This window comes from Bacteroides sp. AR20 (genome assembly GCF_964250605.1).
GTDB lineage: Bacteria > Bacteroidota > Bacteroidia > Bacteroidales > Bacteroidaceae > Bacteroides > Bacteroides uniformis.
This window is the reverse complement of record NZ_CAXUGK010000010.1, coordinates 62,112-79,886: the sequence shown is the minus strand read 5'-3', so window position 1 is coordinate 79,886 and position 17,775 is coordinate 62,112. Positions and strand designations below refer to the sequence as shown.

The window sequence follows — 17,775 nt, the reverse complement described above, 5'->3', positions numbered from 1 at the left end:
TGTTGGTGTTTGATATGTAGTTATATATAGTTTTTTAAATTTGCTTTGATAATTTTTCTGCTTGTGGATTAAATAGTGTTGATATGTAAAAAGCACTTCCAACGTTCGCTTACGGAGGAAGTGCTTCACACAAAAACTAAACTAGACTTAACTAAACTATTCTATTGGGGGAGTTTCACAACTCCTATCTGTTCGGTGCAAAGATAAAAAAACATATTTTAATATGCAAAAAGATTCTATAATAAATCGACGGTTTTTCCGATTTTATCGACGGATTGGTCGATTTTTTTAGCTTCTTTGGTCTAAAAATTCTTGAAAAGCTTGTTTATAGCTGTCACTTATCGGGATGTAATTCTTTCCGAACACGATGCGGCCACGGTCTATAATACGTATTTTATTCTTCTGAACAATGTAGGAACGGTGGACGCGCATGAAACGCGAGGCAGGCAGAAGTTCCTCCATTGCCTTCATGCTCATGAGAGACAAGATAGGCTTGGGAGAATCCTCCTCGTAGATTTTGAGATAGTCTTTCAGCCCCTCTATGTACAGAATTTTACTCAATTCGATTTGCACCAGCTTATACTCGCTCTTTACGAAGATGCTCTGAATCTCTTCCTTGGGCTGTTGCAGCAATTCAAACCATTGCACAGCCTTGTTGGCAGCCTGCAGAAAGTCGACGTAGGAGATGGGTTTCAGCAGGTAGTCCAGCGCATTGACTTTGTAGCCGTCTATGGCATACTGGTCGAAGGCGGTGGTAAAGACAATGCGGGTGCCGGAATCGACCATCTTCGAAAATTCCAGTCCGTTCAGTTCGGGCATCTGGATGTCGAGGAAAAGCAGGTCGATGTGCTTCTCGGGCAACTCCTTGATGGCTTGTACGGCACTGGAGTATTTACCGACCAACTCTAGAAACGGGGTCTTGTTGACGTAGCTTTCCAGCAACCCCAGGGCGAGGGGCTCGTCGTCTACAATGGCGCACTTCAGATTCATATCTTTATAATTAAAATAGATTTATACTCTTTCATGTCCTCACTCACTCCTTGCTGCCAGTCGTAATGACCGGGATAGGTCAGCTCCAGACGCTTGCGCACTTGTTCCAACCCGATGCCGCTTCCACTCTTGTCTGCCACGCTTTTGGGATGATAGCTGTTGGTTATTTCGCAATGTATCTCTCCGGGGCTTTCACTGAAGTGGATACGGATAAAGCTGGGTTCGGTGGGGGAGATGCCATGCTTGAAGGCATTCTCTATGAGGGAAATAAAGATGAGCGGAGCTATTTCAGTACGGCTGTCCGGTCGGACGTCTATCTTTGTTTCCACACGGACGTTGGCGGAGAGACGGATGCGCATCAGTTCGATGTAGTTGCGGATGAAGTCCATCTCCTTGTCCAGGGTGACGAAGTTCTGCTGATTGTCATACAGCACATGGCGCAGCAGTCGGCTCAGTTCCTGCACGGCAGTCTGTGCCTTGTCGGCATCGAAGGCGATGAGGGCGTAGATGTTGTTCAGCGTATTGAGCAGGAAGTGCGGGTTGAGCTGGTTGCGCAGGTTCTTCAACTCGGCTTCCGTGCGGCTTTTCTCGGCTTCGCGGCGGGCGGCGTCCATCTGCGCCCAGCGGCGGCTCAGCTTGATGGCAGCGCTGAGGCCGGCGGTGAGAATCATGGTCGAGACGTCGCGCAAGATGAATATCCATTTGGGAGGCCCCATGTGCTGACCGTCATCATCGCCGCGCATATGGTTTTGGAATGTGTATTCTTGCCAAAGGTGGGCGCCGGTGGTAATGCAGATGATGAGCAGTGTGTTCAGCAGGAGATACTGCCGGATGCGTCCCTCGAACAAGTAGCGGGGAATGAGGAGGCAGTAGTTGATGTAGAATACAAGGAAGAATGAGAGGGTACTGCTGCTACCGTGGCGCAGATAGTCCGCAAGGCTGATATTGAAGCCGCTGCGTGTCATCATCAGAAAGGGGAAACCGATGACGATACCCCAGACAATGATGTGTATCAGGGTTTCGATGCCGCGGCGGCGTGGGTTAGGGAGCTGTTGTTTCATCATGATACAAAGATACGGATTTTAGGTGGATATTGGAAATATCCGCTGCCTGCGAAGCAAATCTCTGTTCGCAGGTTGCGGATAAGCGTTTCCAGGTTGCGGATATGTATCCCAAGCTTGCGGATGTCTATCCCAAGGCTTGGGATAGAGATTATCCTTGGTTTCGCATAACTTTTTTCCCTATTGCCGGAAACTTTTTTCCTAATACTTAAGAACTATTTGGCTAACTTCCGGCAAGGGAGAAAAGGTTATTCGTAGCGTATGGCCTCTATCGGGTCGAGGTCCGCAGCTTTCTTGGCGGGATACCAACCGAAGAACACTCCGGTGACGGTACATACGGCGAAGGAGAGGAATACACTCCACGGCTGGATGAAGATGGGCCAGTGGGCAACGCTCTTCACTATCCAGCTGGCTCCGCATCCGATGATGACGCCGATGATGCCTCCGGTGATGCTGATGAGGATAGCTTCGATGAGGAACTGGCTCAAGATGTCGACACCGCGGGCGCCTACACTCATGCGCAGGCCGATTTCGCGCGTGCGTTCCGTCACCGATACGTACATGATGTTCATAATGCCGATGCCGCCCACTACGAGCGAAATGCCGGCTATGCAGGCAAGCAGCGTGGTCATCAGGTCGGTGGTGGAGTTCAGCATGGTGCTGAGTTCCTGCTGGCTGCGAATGGTGAAGTCGTCGTCGTCACTCTCCTTCAGCTTGTGGTTGCGGCGCAGTATCTCGGTGATTTCGTCGGTGGCATTGTCCGTCATGTCCTCGGTGAGGGCGGAGGCGAAGATGCCGCTAAGGTAGGTCTGTGCCAGCAGGCGTTTCATCACGGTGCTGTAAGGGGCAAGCACTACGTCGTCCTGGTCCATGCCCATGGAGTTGTAGCCTTTGGACTTCAGCACGCCCACCACGCGGAAGGGCACTTGGTTGAAGCGGATGATACGTCCCACAGGGTCCTCTCCTCCGGGAAAGAGGTTGTCTTGGATGGTCTTTCCGATGACGCACACCTTGGCAGAGGTCTGTATGTCGGCTTCGGTAAACATCTCGCCGTTCTCCACGCTGAGCTGCCGGATTTCGAGATAGTCCGTGCCCACGCCGCTCACGGAGGAGGGGTAGTTGTTGTTGCCCGCGATGAGCTGCCCGCTGGAGGAGACATTGGGGCTGACGGCAGCCAGAAAGTTGGTTTCGTTTCGCAGGGCTTCGTAGTCGGTCAGCTTCAAGGTCTGCATGGCGCTGGGGTCTTGGCGGACACCGCCGCGCATGTCAGCACCGGGGTGAATCATAATCATGTTGGAGCCCATCTCGGAGATTTGCGCCTGGATGCTTTTCTTCGAACCTTGTCCGATGGCAAGCATCGTGATGACGGACGCCACGCCGATGATGATGCCCAGCATGGTGAGGAATGCGCGCAGCTTGTTGTTGTTCAAGGCTCGCAAGGCTATTTTGAAAAGGTTTGTTCCGTTCATATCGTTTTAATGGAAAGTTTAAAATTAATCCCTAATCCTTAATCCCTTATCCCTCATTCCTCCTCCTGCTTAGGCAATGCTGCCAGGGCTTCGGCTGCATTCTGGATTTGGGTGTTGATGGTATCGTCCTTGATTTGTCCGTCGCGCAGCACGATGTTGCGGCTGCTGTACTGGGCTATTTCGGGGTTGTGGGTGACGAAGATGATGGTGCGCCCTTCGGCATGCAGCTTTTGGAACAGTACCAGAATCTCGAAAGAAGTACGGGTGTCCAGGTTACCCGTAGCTTCGTCTGCCAGGATAACGGCGGGATTGTTCACCAAGGCGCGGGCGATGGCTACGCGTTGCATCTGACCGCCGGACATCTGATTGGACTTATGTTCCAGTCGGTCGCCCAGCCCCACGGCTTGCAGGGCTTCGATGGCACGTCTCCGCCTTTCGGAAGCCGAGACGGAGGAGTTATACATCAGCGGTAGCTCCACATTTTCCACGGCAGTGGTTTTGGGCAGCAGGTTGTAGCTCTGGAATACGAAGCCGATTTTACGGTTGCGTAGTACGGCGCGTTGAGGCTTGCTCATGGTACGTACGGAGATACCGTCCAGCAGGTATTCGCCGCTGGTGGGTGTGTCCAGGCAGCCGAGGGTATTCAGCAAAGTAGACTTTCCGGAGCCCGATGTACCCATGATGGTGACAAACTCGCCTTCACGGATGGTGAACGAGACGCCGTGCAGGGCATGCACGGTTTCGTCCCCCACCTGGAAGTTGCGTTTGATATTTTGAAGTTCAATGACTGCTTTATTCATAATTCTTTTTTTGTATTATTTTCCGCTCTTCTTCTTACTTCCCGGAGGGCCAGGCATGAACGGACTCTTCTCACCGCCGGGAGCTTCCTGGCTCATGTCCGGAGCGCCGCTGCCGGGCATGCTGCCGATGGTGGCTTCGGTCACTACTATGGTACCTTCGTTAATGCCACTGATAATTTCCGTGTTGACTCCGTTGGAGATACCTATCTTCACTGGATGGGCGGTAAAGGTGTTGCCTTTGCGGGTCCAGAGTTTATGTTCCCCTTCGCAATCCTTCACGATATCATTGTCGCCGATAAGCGGTTTTTCGGGGTTGAAGCGCAGGGCACGGGCAGGAGCGCACAGTACGTCTTTGCGGTCGAGGGTGAAGATGGTGACGTTGGCTGTCAGGCGTGGTTTCAGTTTCAGGTCCGGGTTGTGGGCGGAGATGACTACTTCGTAGGTCACAACCGTGCTGGTGCTGGTGCTCGACGTGCTGCTTGAGCTGGCATCTCCCAGACGAATTTGTGTGACCACTCCTTCGAACACGTCATTCGGGTAGGCGTCTACGGTAAACGTGGCGCGCTGTCCCTCTTCCACACCGCCTATGTCCGCTTCGTCCACGTCGGCCACAACCTGCATCTGCGTCAGGTCGGCAGCGATGGTGAACAGTGTCGGTGTCTCGAAGCCGGAAGCCACGGTCTGTCCTGCTTCCACGTCACGGCTGATGACCACACCGTCGATGGGCGAGGTGATGGTGGCGTAGGAGAGGTTGCGTTCAGCCTTTGCCAGTGATGCCTGGCTGCTTTCGTAGTTGCTGCGGGCCTTCTCGTAGTTATAGACGGACTGCTCATAGTCCGTGGCGGCGATGAGCTGCTTTTCGTTCAGCGTCTTGTTGCGCTCGTAGAGTTTTTTCTGGTACTCGTATTCGGCCTTTGCACCGTTGTAGGCGGCGCGTTGCGAGGCAAGTTCGCTTTGCAGTGTCACGCGGTCCATCTCGGCAATGAGTTGGCCTTTGGTTACTACGGAATTGTAGTCTACATGAATCTTGTCGATGATACCGCTCACCTGGGTACCCACTTCCACTTCCGTCACCGGTTCGATGGTCCCCGTGGCGGTTACGGATTCGGAAATCTCGCCTTTATGGATGGTTGCTGTGGCGTAGGTCACCTTGTGCTTGGCCTTGGCACCACCGAAGAGCCATACGCCGCCGCCCACTATGATTACGGCAGCTACGGCAATGAGGATGATTCTTTTTTTGTTCATATATATAAGGTATTATAATTCGATTTTTTCTCCTTGATAAAACTTCAGTAGCTGCATATTCAGTATGGCCATGTATTTGGCTTGCAGTGTCTCCTGCTGTGCGCTGAGCAGATTGCTTTTCTCAGTCAGCAGTTCTACGGTATTCTTCATGCCCAGGTTGAACTGCTCTTGAATCAGTTCATAGCTGGTCTGCGTACTTTTCAGTTTCTCTGTGGCGGCGGCGTAGCGCTGCTGGGCGCTGTTGGCATCGAGCCAGAGGGTTTCGATGGTCTTGTACAGCGTTTTTTGGTCGTCCAGCAGGTCCAGTTCGCTGGTCTGCTTCTGAATCTTGGCTTTCTCTACGGCACTCTTGGTCTGCCGGTTGCTGAAGATAGGCACGCTTACGGTGAAGCCCAGCGAGTTGTTCCAGTTCTGTTTGACTTGCTCGCTGAAGGTGAAGTCATTGCCGTTGGCATGGCTGGTTCCGATGCCGGCGCTGAGGCTCAGCGTAGGCAGATAGCCAGCGCGGGCAATTTTGATGTCGAGGTCGGATGTCTGTATATTCAGTTTGCCGGCTTCTATTTCCGGACGGAGCACGAGGGCAGAACGGTAAACGTCCGTTTTGGTGGGCAGGGGTGCCAGTACGTTTTCCGTGCCGAGGGCAGGGATGTAGAGGTTCATTTCGGCTTCGCCATCCAGTTCCAGGAGCTGTTTCAGTTGTAGTTTGTAGTCTTGCAGGGTGGCTTGTGCTGTCACCAGCTGGTACTTGTCGGTACTCACTTGCGCTTCCAGTTGTGCCAGGTCGCTTTTGGCTATGCTTCCTGCTTCGAGAAGCTGGCGGGCGCGTTCGCATTCGGCCTGGCTCACTTCCAGGGTCGATTCGTTCACTTTCACGGCTTCGGCGGCGTAGAGTATCTGTACGTAGGTTTGTGCGATACTTTCTTCGATGCTGTTCTCGCTCTGTGCTACGCTAAGTTCGGCAATGCGGTTGTTCAGTTGCTGTTGTTTGATGGTGTTGAGGCGCTTCCCGCCGTTGTAGAGGGTCCAGTTGGCATCGATGCCGTAGCTGCCGTTATAGGAAGTCTTGCTCTGGCTGCTGGTGATGTTGTCGCCGTCGATGATGGTGTTTGTCTCGCTCTTCGGGCGATTCACGACACGCTGGCTCACACTGGCCGAAAGGCTGGGGAAGAGAGCGGCTCGGGCGGTCTTTACATCTACCTGGGCACTTTCCGCGTTGAGGCGGTTCTTGCGGATGGTGATGTTTTGCTGCAAGGCATAGTCGATGCACGCTTGCAAGTCCCATTGGGCGGGCAGGCTGTCGGCTGGCTGCTCGGAACTGCCGGGTATCTGCGTGGAAGTGCCGTTTTGGGCGGCCACTCCCATGCAGCTTGCCATACATAGCGCTATCACTGTCAATCTTTTTACGTTCGTCATATCTTCGTTATTCTATGGTTTTACATTTGCAAATGTAGTAGGGTGGAGAAAGGATTGCAAAAGTGATAGACGTAGAGTGAATTTTCCTCGCCTAAAATCTTTTTTGTACCGATGAATGGGAGAAGTCTTTTTTCTGTTCAACTTTTCACCTTTTTATTTGTTCTTTATATAAAAGTATTTTATATTTGTAATCATTATAATTTTATCGGCATGAAACAGACTGCGGTAAACATTTGGCGTTTTTATTTGGAAGGTTTTCGAAGTATGACGTTAGGGCGTACTTTGTGGCTTATCATTCTTGTGAAGTTATTCATCATGTTCTTCATTCTCCGCCTTTTCTTCTTCCCACGGTTTCTGAATACCCCCGTGGTGGGCGATGACAAGGAAGGCTATGTCAGTAATGAGCTTATCCATCGGAGTCTGGGCGACTAAACACGGAGACACAGAGTTTATTTCCTTGCCCTTATAAATTCTCTGTGTCTCTCTGTTCTTACCCGATAACTTAAAAACTTAATAACTCATAACTTATAACTTGATTCTTATGCTTGGACACATTGACACTTCCCTGATTGACTGGTCGAGAGCCCAATTTGCCTTGACCGCCATCTATCACTGGATTTTTGTGCCGCTGACACTTGGACTGGCGGTAATTATGGGCATCATGGAGACAGCGTACTACCGTACGGGTGACGAATTTTGGAAACGTACTGCCAAATTCTGGATGAAGATTTTCGGTATCAACTTTGCTATTGGTGTAGCAACCGGTATTATTCTGGAATTTGAATTCGGTACGAATTGGAGTAATTACAGTTGGTTTGTGGGCGACATCTTCGGTGCGCCGCTTGCCATCGAGGGTATTTTGGCTTTCTTTATGGAAGCAACGTTTATCGCCGTCATGTTCTTCGGCTGGGATAAGGTGAGCAAGCGTTTCCACCTGGCATCTACTTGGCTCACGGGGCTGGGCGCCACGATTTCTGCCTGGTGGATTCTGGTTGCCAATGCGTGGATGCAGAATCCCGTAGGTATGGAGTTCAATCCCGATACGGCACGCAACGAGATGGTGGACTTCTGGGCTGTGGCAACTTCGCCGATGGCTGTCAACAAGTTCTTCCACAGCGTGCTGTCCGGCTGGGTGCTGGCTGCCGTGTTTGTAGTAGGCGTAAGCTGCTGGTATCTGTGGAAGAAGCGCGAGAAGAAATTTGCGCTGGCAAGTGTAAAGATTGCCGCATGGGTAGGTCTGTGTGCCGCTGTGCTCTCTGCCTGGACGGGTGATGGCTCGGGCTATCAGGTGGCGCAAAAGCAGCCGATGAAGCTGGCTGCTATGGAAGGCTATTATGAAGGGCGGCAAGGTGCCGGATTGGTAGCGTTCGGGCTGCTGAATCCTGCCAAGCAGACACCGCAGGACGGAGTAGACCCATTCCTTTTCCGTGTGGAAATTCCGAAGATGCTGTCGTTGCTTGCCGAGCGCAAGATGGATGCTTTTGTTCCCGGTATCAATGACCTGCTGAAAGGCGGATATCCGTTGAGCGATGGTACCGTAGCGCTTTCGGCAGAGGAGAAAATAGAAAAAGGAAAAACGGCTATCGGTGCGTTTGCCGCCTATCGTGCAGCCAAGGCTGCGGGCAATGAGGCAGATGCAGAGGTGGCTGCCAAAGTGTTGAAAGATAATGTAGCCTATTTCGGTTACGGTTATATCAAGGACGTGAACGAGCTGGTGCCCAATGTGCCCCTTACGTTCTACATGTTCCGTGTGATGGTGATGTTGGGTGGGTACTTCATCCTCTTCTTTATTGTGGTGCTGTTCCTGGCCTATAAGAAAGACTTGTCGCGGATGCCATGGATGCATTGGGTGGCTATGCTCACCATTCCGCTGGGCTATCTGGCTGGACAAGCCGGATGGGTGGTTGCCGAGTGTGGTCGCCAGCCGTGGGCCATCCAAGATATGCTGCCCACGAGTGCCGCCATCTCTAAGCTGGATGTAGGCTCCGTGCAGACCACGTTCTTTATCTTCCTGGTACTTTTCACTGTCATGCTGATTGCTGAGGTGGGAATTATGCTGAAGGCCATTCGCAAAGGTCCGGAAACCGAAACGCACACACCGTCACATAACTCATAACTTATAACTCATAACTCACAATGAATGCTTATATATTTCTTCAACACTATTGGTGGTTTGTAGTCTCTTTGCTGGGAGCACTACTGGTATTCCTGCTGTTCGTGCAGGGAGGTAATTCGCTTCTGTTCTGTCTGGGGAAGACGGAGGAGCAGAAGAAGATGATGATTAATTCTACGGGACGGAAGTGGGAGTTCACGTTTACAACGCTCGTCACGTTTGGAGGCGCGTTCTTTGCTTCGTTTCCGTTGTTCTATAGTACCAGTTTCGGAGGAGCTTATTGGTTGTGGATGATTATTCTGTTCAGCTTTGTGTTGCAGGCTGTCAGCTACGAGTTTCAGTCGAAGGCGGGAAATCTGCTGGGTAAGACAACGTATCGCACGTTCCTGGTGATAAACGGAGTGGTAGGTCCGGTATTGCTGGGTGGGGCAGTGGCCACGTTCTTCACGGGGTCTAACTTCTATATCAATAAAGGGAATATCGCAGATGCGGCAATGCCGGTTATCAGCCAATGGGCTAACGGCTGGCATGGTTTGGATGCGTTGCTTAATCCGTGGAATGTGGTGCTGGGGCTGGCTGTGTTCTTCCTGGCACGTATCTTGGGAGCGCTTTATTTTATTAATAATATCAATGAGGATGATTTGGTGAAACGCTGCCGCCGGGCACTCTGGGGAAATACGGCGTTGTTCCTGGTATTCTTCCTGGCCTTCGTCATCCGCACGCTGCTTGCCGACGGCTATGCTGTACGCCCGGAAACGGGAGAGGTGTTCATGGAACCTTACAAGTATCTGACGAACTTCCTGCAGATGCCGGTAGTGCTGCTTGTATTCCTGGTTGGTGTGGTGGCTGTGCTCTGGGGCATTATCCGCACGCTGTGGAAGCCGGCATTCGACAAGGGTATCTGGTTTGCCGGTGCAGGGACGGTGCTTACGGTATTGGCACTGCTGCTTGTGGCAGGCTATAACAATACGGCCTATTATCCTTCTACCCACGACCTGCAAAGCTCACTCACGTTGGCAAACAGTTGCTCGAGCCAGTTCACACTGAAGGTTATGGCTTATGTCTCTATCCTTGTTCCTTTCGTTCTTGCCTACATCTTCTACGCTTGGCGCAGTATCGACAATCGCAAGATTGATGCGAAGGAGATGGAAGAGGGAGGACACGCGTATTAATTAAAAATTAAGAATTAAAAATTAAAGGAGGATGTGTCATCTGTGTGCTATTAACTGTTTTGATACATCCTCTTCTTATTCTTTTGTCCGCTTCTCATTTAGCTGGAATTTGGGTACCAGTTTCATCAATCGTAGAATCTGTCCTTGCCTTTTCTTTATGTAAGGGGAGGGGTGTGCTGAGTCGAAGCGTATGGGGTTGGGCAATGTTGCCGCTATTAGTGCGCACTGTCCGGCAGAGAGCTTGGCTGCTGTAGTCTTGAACTTGTATTTGGCGGCAGCTTGTGCGCCATAGATGCCTTTTCCCATTTCGATGGAGTTGAGATAGACCTCCATGATACGTTCTTTGGACCAGAAGAATTCTATCAGTACGGTGAAGTAGACTTCCAGTCCTTTACGTACCCAGGAAGACTGGGGCCATAGGAATACATTCTTTGCCGTCTGCTGGCTGATGGTGCTTGCACCCCGTTTCCGTTTTCTTGTTTCATTCTCCTTTATCGCTTTCTGTATCTCGATGAAATCGAATCCGTTGTGTGTGGCAAACCGGTTGTCTTCCGAGGCAATGACGGCCATAGGCAGGTGAGGGGATATCTTGTCGGAAGATACCCAAGTGTGGTGCCAGCATGGACTTTCACCCTTAAAGACCTGTTGCACGCTGCGAATAACCATCAGTGGCGTGATGTAGACGGGTACAAAACGATAAGCCACTACCGCTAGGATAGTGGAAATAAAGAAGAATAATATGATGTTGCGGAGGAACCGCAAAGGCTTCGGGAGTTTCATGGAGAGAGTGCCAATGTGATTAATGTGTTAATGTGCCAATATGCATATTGGCACATTAACACATTAATCACTTTACCATATTAATTAGCTGCCTCCGCATTCTTAATCATCTGTTCGCTGGCATACATATATACCTCTACGCGTCGGTTCTGGTCGGCAGACAGACTTTCGTCGTATTCGTTGTATCCCACGCCTTCCACTTTCTTGAACTGGGCCGGAGATACGCCGCAATCCTGCAAATAGTTCTCTACGGCATAGGCGCGGTTCTTGGAAACTTTCATGTTGGCTTCGTAAGTACCCACTTTGTCGGTATGGCCGATGATGGCGATATCGGTTGTCGGGTCTTCCTTCAGAATCTGTGCGAGTTCGCGCAGGGAAGCCTTTGCCTCGTTGCTCAGTGCTGCGGAGTTGAAGCCGAAAAGAATACCTGCCGCAAAGGATACTTTGACAGCCGGCAAGCCGTTTGCATCCGTCACCTGCTCCACTTGGGCGCCTTCAATCTTGGCAGCTTCGGCAGCCTTCTTGTCCATCTTGTGTCCGATGGCAACGCCGGCACCCGTACCTACTGCAGCACCTACCGCAGCTCCAATGGCTGCCCCCTTGCCTTTACCTATCAGTCCGCCGATAATGGCACCTGCTGCTGCACCGGAGCCACCGCCGATTATTCCACCTTTGGCCTTGTTGTTCATTGTGCCGCAACTGCCCAGCAGCAATGCGCCGCACAAAAGTAATACTGTAAATTTCATCTTCTTCATAACTCTTTTTCTTTAAAAGTTGACTTTATCTTTAATGTTGCAAATTTATGTATATAATAACCATATTCTTCTTTCTAAAGTTCGCCAGTTCTGTCCTTTTTTAGAGAATTTTCCTTTTGATGAGGACGAACCAGGCTGTCAGTATAAGACCTTTGGCAACGGTCGTTCCACTTACTGCCCACCAGATGGCGTCCACTCCCATACCCATGTGCACCAGCAATAACGCCACCGGAATACGCATGTAATTGCATCCGATGCTGACAATGGCAGGCGGCACTGTCCGTCCCAGTCCGTAGAACACGCCCTGCATGGTAATTTCCATCATCATGAACATTTGCGAATAGCCGTCGATGCGGAGGAAATCTCCGCCCACACGGTAGGCTTCGGCCTCGGGTACGAAGATAGAGAACACCTCGCTGCCGAAGAAGATGAACAGTAGTGAGCAGAGGCTTCCGAATACGCCCGTCATCCACATGGTGGTGCGCCATGCTTGCTTCACGCGCGACTTCTGCCCCGCGGCATAGTTCTGGGCGATGAACGTACTCAGCCCCGTGGAGAATCCTTGCGAAGTATTCCAGGTAATGGCCTCGATTTGTCCACCGGTGGTGAATGCCATCAGTCCGATGTGTCCTCCCTGCTCCGAGGCGGTGCGCGAGAGGAACATGTTGACGAAGGCAAATAGCGTGTTCAGCGTAGCCACGGGCAGCCCGAGCTTGAAGATGCGCCGGGTGTACTTCTTTTTCAGCGGAACGATAAAGGAGAAACCTCCGAGCACGGCGCTTTTCCCCCGGAGTTTGTAGACGAAGATGCCGAATACTGTAGCTTCGGAAAGCCATGTGGCAAGTGCCGCGCCCACTGTTCCCCAACCGAAGCCGAAGATGAACAGAGGGTCGAGGAGGATATTCATAATCAGTCCCGTTCCGCTGATGTAGAACGGAATCTTGCTTCGTCCTGCCGCGTTGTAGATGCCCGTGAAGGCAGCGGAGAGAAAGACAAACGGCAGTCCCGTCGACACGATGCGCAGATAAGTCACGGCGGCGTCCGTGATATGCTGTTTCAGCTCGAAGATGTTCAGAATGGGGCGGGCGAAAAGGAAGAGCAGACCTCCCCAGCAGACGGAGATGAGCAGGGCAATCGTAATGTTGTGCGAAGCAAAGCTGCGTGCATCCTCTTCGCTGCGTGCACCGATGGACTGGCCTACGCTGACTTCGGCGCCCACTTTATTGAGCAAGGCGATGGAGCCGGACATCCACGTCAGTATGCCTACCGCACCTACTGCAGCCACGGACTCACTGCCCAGACGCCCTACCCATGCCATGTCCGTCAGGCTGTAGGCCATCTGGATGAACGAGGTGGCCATGATGGGCATTGCCAGCGTGAAAAGCTGGCGGTTGATGGGGCCTTGTGTCAGATTCTTTGTTCCTTGCACGTTGACGGGTTTTTAGGTAAACAATGTGTTGTTCATCCCCTTTTCCGCTTTCTGCGGAGACGGTGGCGGCGTTTCTGCTTGTACTTTCGTATCTTGGCATATACCAACCAGATGAAGAGCAGACCGAAAACGGCGAAGATGAGCAGCACGATGCCTGTGTTGAGATTGTCACCTTTCACGCGGCTCCACATCTCGAGCACCAGTTCCGTGCGGTCGCCGAAGTCGCGTATCATGGCGCAACGTTCCACTACACAGCGGTCAGGGTACTGGACCGGGTCTATCTGCAGGCTGTCGGCTCCGGGCAGGGGGCCGAAGAAGTAGCTGAGGTCGGAGTGCACGTCGAGCGTGGTGTCGGTCTTCGCCTCCATGATTTCCGGTGTGGCTACGGCGCTGACGTAGCCGATGGCATCCATGTTGCGCAGTGCCACGGAAGGCTGGCAGAGGTAGTTGATGAAATAGCTTGCCGCCTTCACGTTGCGGGCGTAGCGGGGGATTACCCAGCCGTCGTACCAGATGTTGCTGCCTTCGCAGGGGACGGTGTAGTCCAGTTCCACACCCACGGCATCGGCCTCCTCGATGGCCCAGACGGCGTCGCCGCTCCAGGTGAAGTTAATCCACGCCTTGTTCTTGGTCATCATTTCCTTGCCGAAGTCGGCTTCCCAGCCGGCGATGTTGGGTTTCATCTCCTTGAGGCGTTGCTCGGCCAGGGCGATGGCCTGCGGGGAGTTGTCGTTCATCAGTTGCTCTACGGTGACGGTGCTGTCGGCCAGCTCCCGGGCGTGGGCGTAGATGATGGCGGTACCGTAGGCATCGCGGTAGCTGTCCTTCATCAGTATTTTGCCGCGGTTTTTGGAGTCCCAGAGGATGTCCCATGTGTCGGCCTCTTCGGCGGTAATAAACTTTTTGTTGAAGAGGATACCAGCGGTGCCCCACATGTAGGGCACGGCATAGTCCTCGGTCTGGCGTTCCGGTTGCGAGGTCTTGTTCAGCTCGTGGCGAATGTAGGGCGACACGTTGGGGATGTAGTCCGGCGTGTGACCGAAGTTGCGGTCGATGGGTAGCAGGAGGTCTTTGCGAAGCATGCGTTCGATGATGTACTCCGAGGGGCATACGACGTCGAAGTCCTCGTGCCCGCGCTCAATTTTGGTGAGCATGATTTCGTTGATATCGAACACCTGGTAGATGATACGGAGGTCTTCGCCCGTCTGCTGCTTGTACCAGTCGGGAAATTCGGCAAGCACATCTTCATCGATGTAGTCCGCCCAGTTGTATATCTTCAGTACACGGCTGCGCTCTTCTGTGGAGTTTCCACAAGAAGAGAGGGATGCGATACAGCACAGTAGAATCAGTATGTTTATTATCCTTTTCATCATCTTGTTCTTGACAATTGATAACTTATAACTCATCACTCACATCAATCGTTTTTCGTCCGTTCGGCCCGCTTGTTGATTACAATCAGCAGCACCAGCACCGTCACGAAGATGATGGTGGAGAGTGGCCGCAGTTCCGGCGTCAGTCCACCTTTGCGCGCATCGGCGTAGATGTAGGTGGAGAGCGTTTCCAGCCCCTGGTTGCCGATGGTGAAGATGGTCACGGCAAAGTCGTCGATGGAGAGCGTGAAAGCAAGGATGAATCCGCTTATCATACCCGGAAATATCTCCGGAAGAATAACCTTGCGCAGTGCTTGGAACGGTGTGGCGCCCAGGTCGAGTGCCGCCTCGTAGACATTCTGGTTCATCTTTTTGAGCCGGGGCATTACGCTGAGCACCACGTAGGGCGTGCAGAAAGTGATGTGTGCCAGTACCACTGTGGTGAATCCTTGCGATATGCCGAAGCTGACGAACAGCAGGAACAGCGACACACCGGTGATAATGTCTGCATTCATCATCGGGATGGCATTGGCGAAGTTCATTACCTGCCGTGTGCGCGAGCGCAGATTGAAGATGCCGATGGCTGCAATGCTGCCCAGCGCCGTACTGGCGGTGGCGGCAAGCAGGGCAATGGCGAATGTGTTCCAGATGGCATTTATCAGCGAGTGGTGCATCCCGCCCGTAAACAAGGAGCTGTACAGCTTGGTGGAGAATCCCGTCCAGTTGCCCAGCACCTTTGCCTCCGTGAAGGAGAATATCATAATAATTAAGATGGGCGAGTAGAGCAACGCCAGCAGCAGCCACAAGTAGCCGCGGGTTAAGATTCGTGTCATCATATCACACCTCCGCTTTCATTCGATGCCCCGTCCTCCTCGTTGGTAAAGAGGATGGTGATGCCTATCAGCAGCAGCATGATGAGCGAGAGGGCGGCACCGTAGTTCCACATTCCGTTGTAAATATTCTCTTGCACCGTGGTGCCGAACAGTTTGATGTTGTTCATTGTCAGCAACTCGGCAATGGCAAAGGTAGAAACCGTAGGCATAAACACCATCACTATGCCGCTCATCACTCCCGGCATGGAGAGCGGCAGAATCACCTTGCCGAATACGCGGGTAGGAGAGGCTCCCAAGTCCTGCGCAGCCTCAATCAGATTGTGGTCCATCTTCTGAAGGGTGTTGTAAATGGGGTATATCATGAACGGCAGGAAGTTGTAGACCATACCGAACACAAGGGCACCTTCGCCCAGCGGCAGGTTCAGGAAGTCGAACAGCGCCACTGTGGCAAGCGTACGTATCAAGATATTCACCCACATGGGGAGGATGAACAGCACCACCATGGTGCGTGAGGTGTTGAATTGCTTCTGGCTCAGGATATACGCTGCCGGATAGCCCAGCAGCAGGCAGACCAGCGTGGTGATAACGGCTATTCCGATGGAGTAGACAAACGTGTTCATCGCTTCGGGGTGCATCATGAACTTGCGGAAGTTGGCCAACGTAAACGCTCCCCCTTCGTCCGTAAAGGCATAGAGCACGATGAGCAGTAGCGGTACTATGACAAATACAAGCAGAAACAGCGCGTAGGGTACCGTCCAGTTGCGCCGGCGCATGAAGAAATGGGATAACTTATTGAGCACTTCCTTCCTTATTAAGAGATTGAACAATCCGTATATTTTGAGGGGCGATGGTGATACCTACGCGGTCGCCGTCGTCCCACACGTCGTTGGTGTCGACAAAGATGTCTTCGTCCCAGTCCGTAAACACGGTCAGGTGGTAATGGTTCCCTTTGTAGAGGATGAATTTCACTTCACCCGTCAGACGGCCGTCCTCTTCGTTGTCTTCGAGGATGACGTGCTGGAAGTCTACTTCCACTTGCACGGCGCTGCCCGGCTCGATGCCCTGCACGGGGAGGCACTCGAAGTTACAGCCCAGGAAGTCTACGTGCGTCTCGTCCACCAGCTTTCCCTCGAAGGTGTTGCAGGTGCGTTCCTTCTTCATCACGTGGATGTCGAAGGGTTTCACCAGCAGGCCGACTTCGCGTCCTGCCTCGAAGGCATGGTAGTCCTGCACCATCAGCTCGTAGCCTTCGCGCGTCTGCACCAGCATTTCGTAGTGTACGCCTTTAAAGATGCAGCTGGTTACGGTCCCCGTCAGCTGTGCGGCGTCGGATACATCGAAGATGTAGATGTCTTCGGGGCGAATCACTACGTCTACCTGCATCTGCTCGCCAAATCCCGTGTCCACGCATTCAAATTCGTGTCCGCAGAAGGTGACGGCTTTATCCTTTATCATAACTCCGTTCAAGATGTTGCTTTCACCAATGAAGTCTGCTACGAAGGAGTTGATGGGTTCATTGTAGATGTCCGTTGGCACGCCTATTTGCTGGATGCGTCCTTCGCTCATCACGACGATGGTATCGCTCAAGGTCAGTGCCTCTTCCTGGTCGTGGGTCACATATACGAAGGTGATGCCCAGCTTCTGGTGCATCTCCTTTAGCTCCATCTGCATGTCCTTGCGCATTTTTAGGTCCAAGGCGGCAAGGGGTTCGTCCAGTAGCAGCACTTCGGGTTCGTTGACGATGGCTCGGGCAATGGCTACGCGCTGTTGTTGCCCGCCGGAGAGGGAGTCTACGTCGCGGTCCTCATAGTCCGTCATGCCCACCATGCGCAGGGCTTGCTTTACCTTCTTCTCGATGGTGGCACCGGGCAGCTTCTTCAGCTTCAACCCGAAAGCAATGTTGTTGAACACGTTGAGGTGGGGGAAGAGGGCGTACTTCTGGAACACGGTGTTCACCGGACGCTTGTGCGGCGGTGTCTGCGTGATGTCCTTTCCGGCAATGGTTATCACTCCTTCCGAGGCTGTCTGAAAGCCTGCAATGAGGCGCAACAGAGTTGTCTTTCCGCAGCCGGACGGTCCCAGTATTGTTACAAACTCGCCCTTACGGACAGACAAATTCACATCATTCAGCACGGCCTTATCTCCGAAAAATTTCGATACGTGCTCCACACCGATGATGCAATCGGACTTTTGCATAAGCGTCTTTTACTTTATCCAAACGAATTAAACAAATCTCAGAAGAAAGCTGAAATAAAATCAAAACAGTTTCTCGGGCTTTCAAAAAGCGGGTGCAAAGTTACATAATTTATCGGGATTTTTCGCCTTACTCTAAAATTCATTATTCC

16 protein-coding genes are annotated in these 17,775 nt (G+C 52.2%); 3 read left to right on the top strand and 13 right to left on the bottom strand.

Annotated features, from left to right (window positions below; all coding sequences use genetic code 11):
• Positions 1 to 288: 288 nt before the first annotated feature.
• From ACESTD_RS07370 to ACESTD_RS07345, 6 genes are all read right to left on the bottom strand, one after another.
• Positions 289 to 990: a LytTR family DNA-binding domain-containing protein gene (locus ACESTD_RS07370; protein ID WP_005836276.1), complete on the bottom strand. Its 702-nt coding sequence runs from the start codon at positions 988 to 990 to the stop codon at positions 289 to 291.
• Positions 987 to 2,054 (bottom strand): sensor histidine kinase, encoded by a 1,068-nt coding sequence (locus ACESTD_RS07365; protein WP_005836278.1) that lies wholly within the window; start codon positions 2,052 to 2,054, stop codon positions 987 to 989. The genes ACESTD_RS07370 and ACESTD_RS07365 overlap by 4 nt, the downstream gene beginning before the upstream one ends.
• Positions 2,055 to 2,299: 245 nt before the next feature.
• Positions 2,300 to 3,520, bottom strand: a complete 1,221-nt coding sequence (locus ACESTD_RS07360; protein WP_005836280.1) for an ABC transporter permease — start codon at positions 3,518 to 3,520, stop codon at positions 2,300 to 2,302.
• A 53-nt stretch (positions 3,521 to 3,573) separates the two neighbouring features.
• Positions 3,574 to 4,320, bottom strand: a complete 747-nt coding sequence (locus ACESTD_RS07355) for an ABC transporter ATP-binding protein (RefSeq protein WP_098032068.1) — start codon at positions 4,318 to 4,320, stop codon at positions 3,574 to 3,576.
• 15 nt (positions 4,321 to 4,335) lie between these two features.
• Positions 4,336 to 5,565, bottom strand: a complete 1,230-nt coding sequence (locus ACESTD_RS07350; RefSeq protein WP_373158748.1) for an efflux RND transporter periplasmic adaptor subunit — start codon at positions 5,563 to 5,565, stop codon at positions 4,336 to 4,338.
• 12 nt (positions 5,566 to 5,577) lie between these two features.
• Entirely contained in the window at positions 5,578 to 6,978 is a 1,401-nt protein-coding gene (locus ACESTD_RS07345; RefSeq protein ID WP_120137555.1) for a TolC family protein, read from the bottom strand.
• A 210-nt stretch (positions 6,979 to 7,188) separates the two neighbouring features.
• Between ACESTD_RS07345 and ACESTD_RS07340 the strand changes: the two genes are divergently transcribed.
• The 3 genes from ACESTD_RS07340 (at position 7,189) to ACESTD_RS07330 (ending at position 10,263) form a co-directional block, all read left to right on the top strand.
• Positions 7,189 to 7,410, top strand: a complete 222-nt coding sequence (locus ACESTD_RS07340) for a DUF4492 domain-containing protein (protein ID WP_005836288.1) — start codon at positions 7,189 to 7,191, stop codon at positions 7,408 to 7,410.
• A gap of 109 nt (positions 7,411 to 7,519) precedes the next feature.
• Positions 7,520 to 9,094 carry a cytochrome ubiquinol oxidase subunit I gene (locus tag ACESTD_RS07335; protein WP_061412888.1) on the top strand — a complete coding sequence of 525 codons (1,575 nt, stop codon included), beginning with the start codon at positions 7,520 to 7,522 and terminating at the stop codon, positions 9,092 to 9,094.
• 20 nt (positions 9,095 to 9,114) lie between these two features.
• Entirely contained in the window at positions 9,115 to 10,263 is a 1,149-nt protein-coding gene (locus ACESTD_RS07330; RefSeq protein ID WP_005828073.1) for a cytochrome d ubiquinol oxidase subunit II, read from the top strand.
• A gap of 75 nt (positions 10,264 to 10,338) precedes the next feature.
• On the opposite strand, the gene mtgA is transcribed toward ACESTD_RS07330, so the two are convergent.
• From mtgA to potA, 7 genes are all read right to left on the bottom strand, one after another.
• Positions 10,339 to 11,043: a monofunctional biosynthetic peptidoglycan transglycosylase gene (mtgA, locus tag ACESTD_RS07325; RefSeq protein WP_005828075.1), complete on the bottom strand. Its 705-nt coding sequence runs from the start codon at positions 11,041 to 11,043 to the stop codon at positions 10,339 to 10,341.
• Between the two features lie 80 nt (positions 11,044 to 11,123).
• Positions 11,124 to 11,798, bottom strand: coding sequence for an OmpA family protein (locus ACESTD_RS07320; protein WP_005828077.1), 675 nt, complete (start codon positions 11,796 to 11,798; stop codon positions 11,124 to 11,126).
• Between the two features lie 100 nt (positions 11,799 to 11,898).
• Positions 11,899 to 13,227 carry an MATE family efflux transporter gene (locus tag ACESTD_RS07315; protein WP_057097953.1) on the bottom strand — a complete coding sequence of 443 codons (1,329 nt, stop codon included), beginning with the start codon at positions 13,225 to 13,227 and terminating at the stop codon, positions 11,899 to 11,901.
• Positions 13,228 to 13,259: 32 nt separating this feature from the next.
• Entirely contained in the window at positions 13,260 to 14,597 is a 1,338-nt protein-coding gene (locus ACESTD_RS07310) for an ABC transporter substrate-binding protein (RefSeq protein WP_171030130.1), read from the bottom strand.
• A 44-nt stretch (positions 14,598 to 14,641) separates the two neighbouring features.
• Positions 14,642 to 15,433, bottom strand: a complete 792-nt coding sequence (locus tag ACESTD_RS07305; RefSeq protein ID WP_008663130.1) for an ABC transporter permease — start codon at positions 15,431 to 15,433, stop codon at positions 14,642 to 14,644.
• On the bottom strand, positions 15,430 to 16,203 hold the full coding sequence (locus ACESTD_RS07300) for an ABC transporter permease (RefSeq protein WP_035457908.1): 774 nt from the start codon (positions 16,201 to 16,203) through the stop codon (positions 15,430 to 15,432). Before ACESTD_RS07300 ends, ACESTD_RS07305 begins: the two co-directional genes overlap by 4 nt.
• Positions 16,204 to 16,219: 16 nt before the next feature.
• The gene (potA, locus tag ACESTD_RS07295) at positions 16,220 to 17,626 is read right to left on the bottom strand and encodes a polyamine ABC transporter ATP-binding protein (protein ID WP_005828085.1); all 1,407 of its coding nucleotides are present in this window, start codon (positions 17,624 to 17,626) and stop codon (positions 16,220 to 16,222) included.
• Positions 17,627 to 17,775 lie beyond the last annotated feature (149 nt).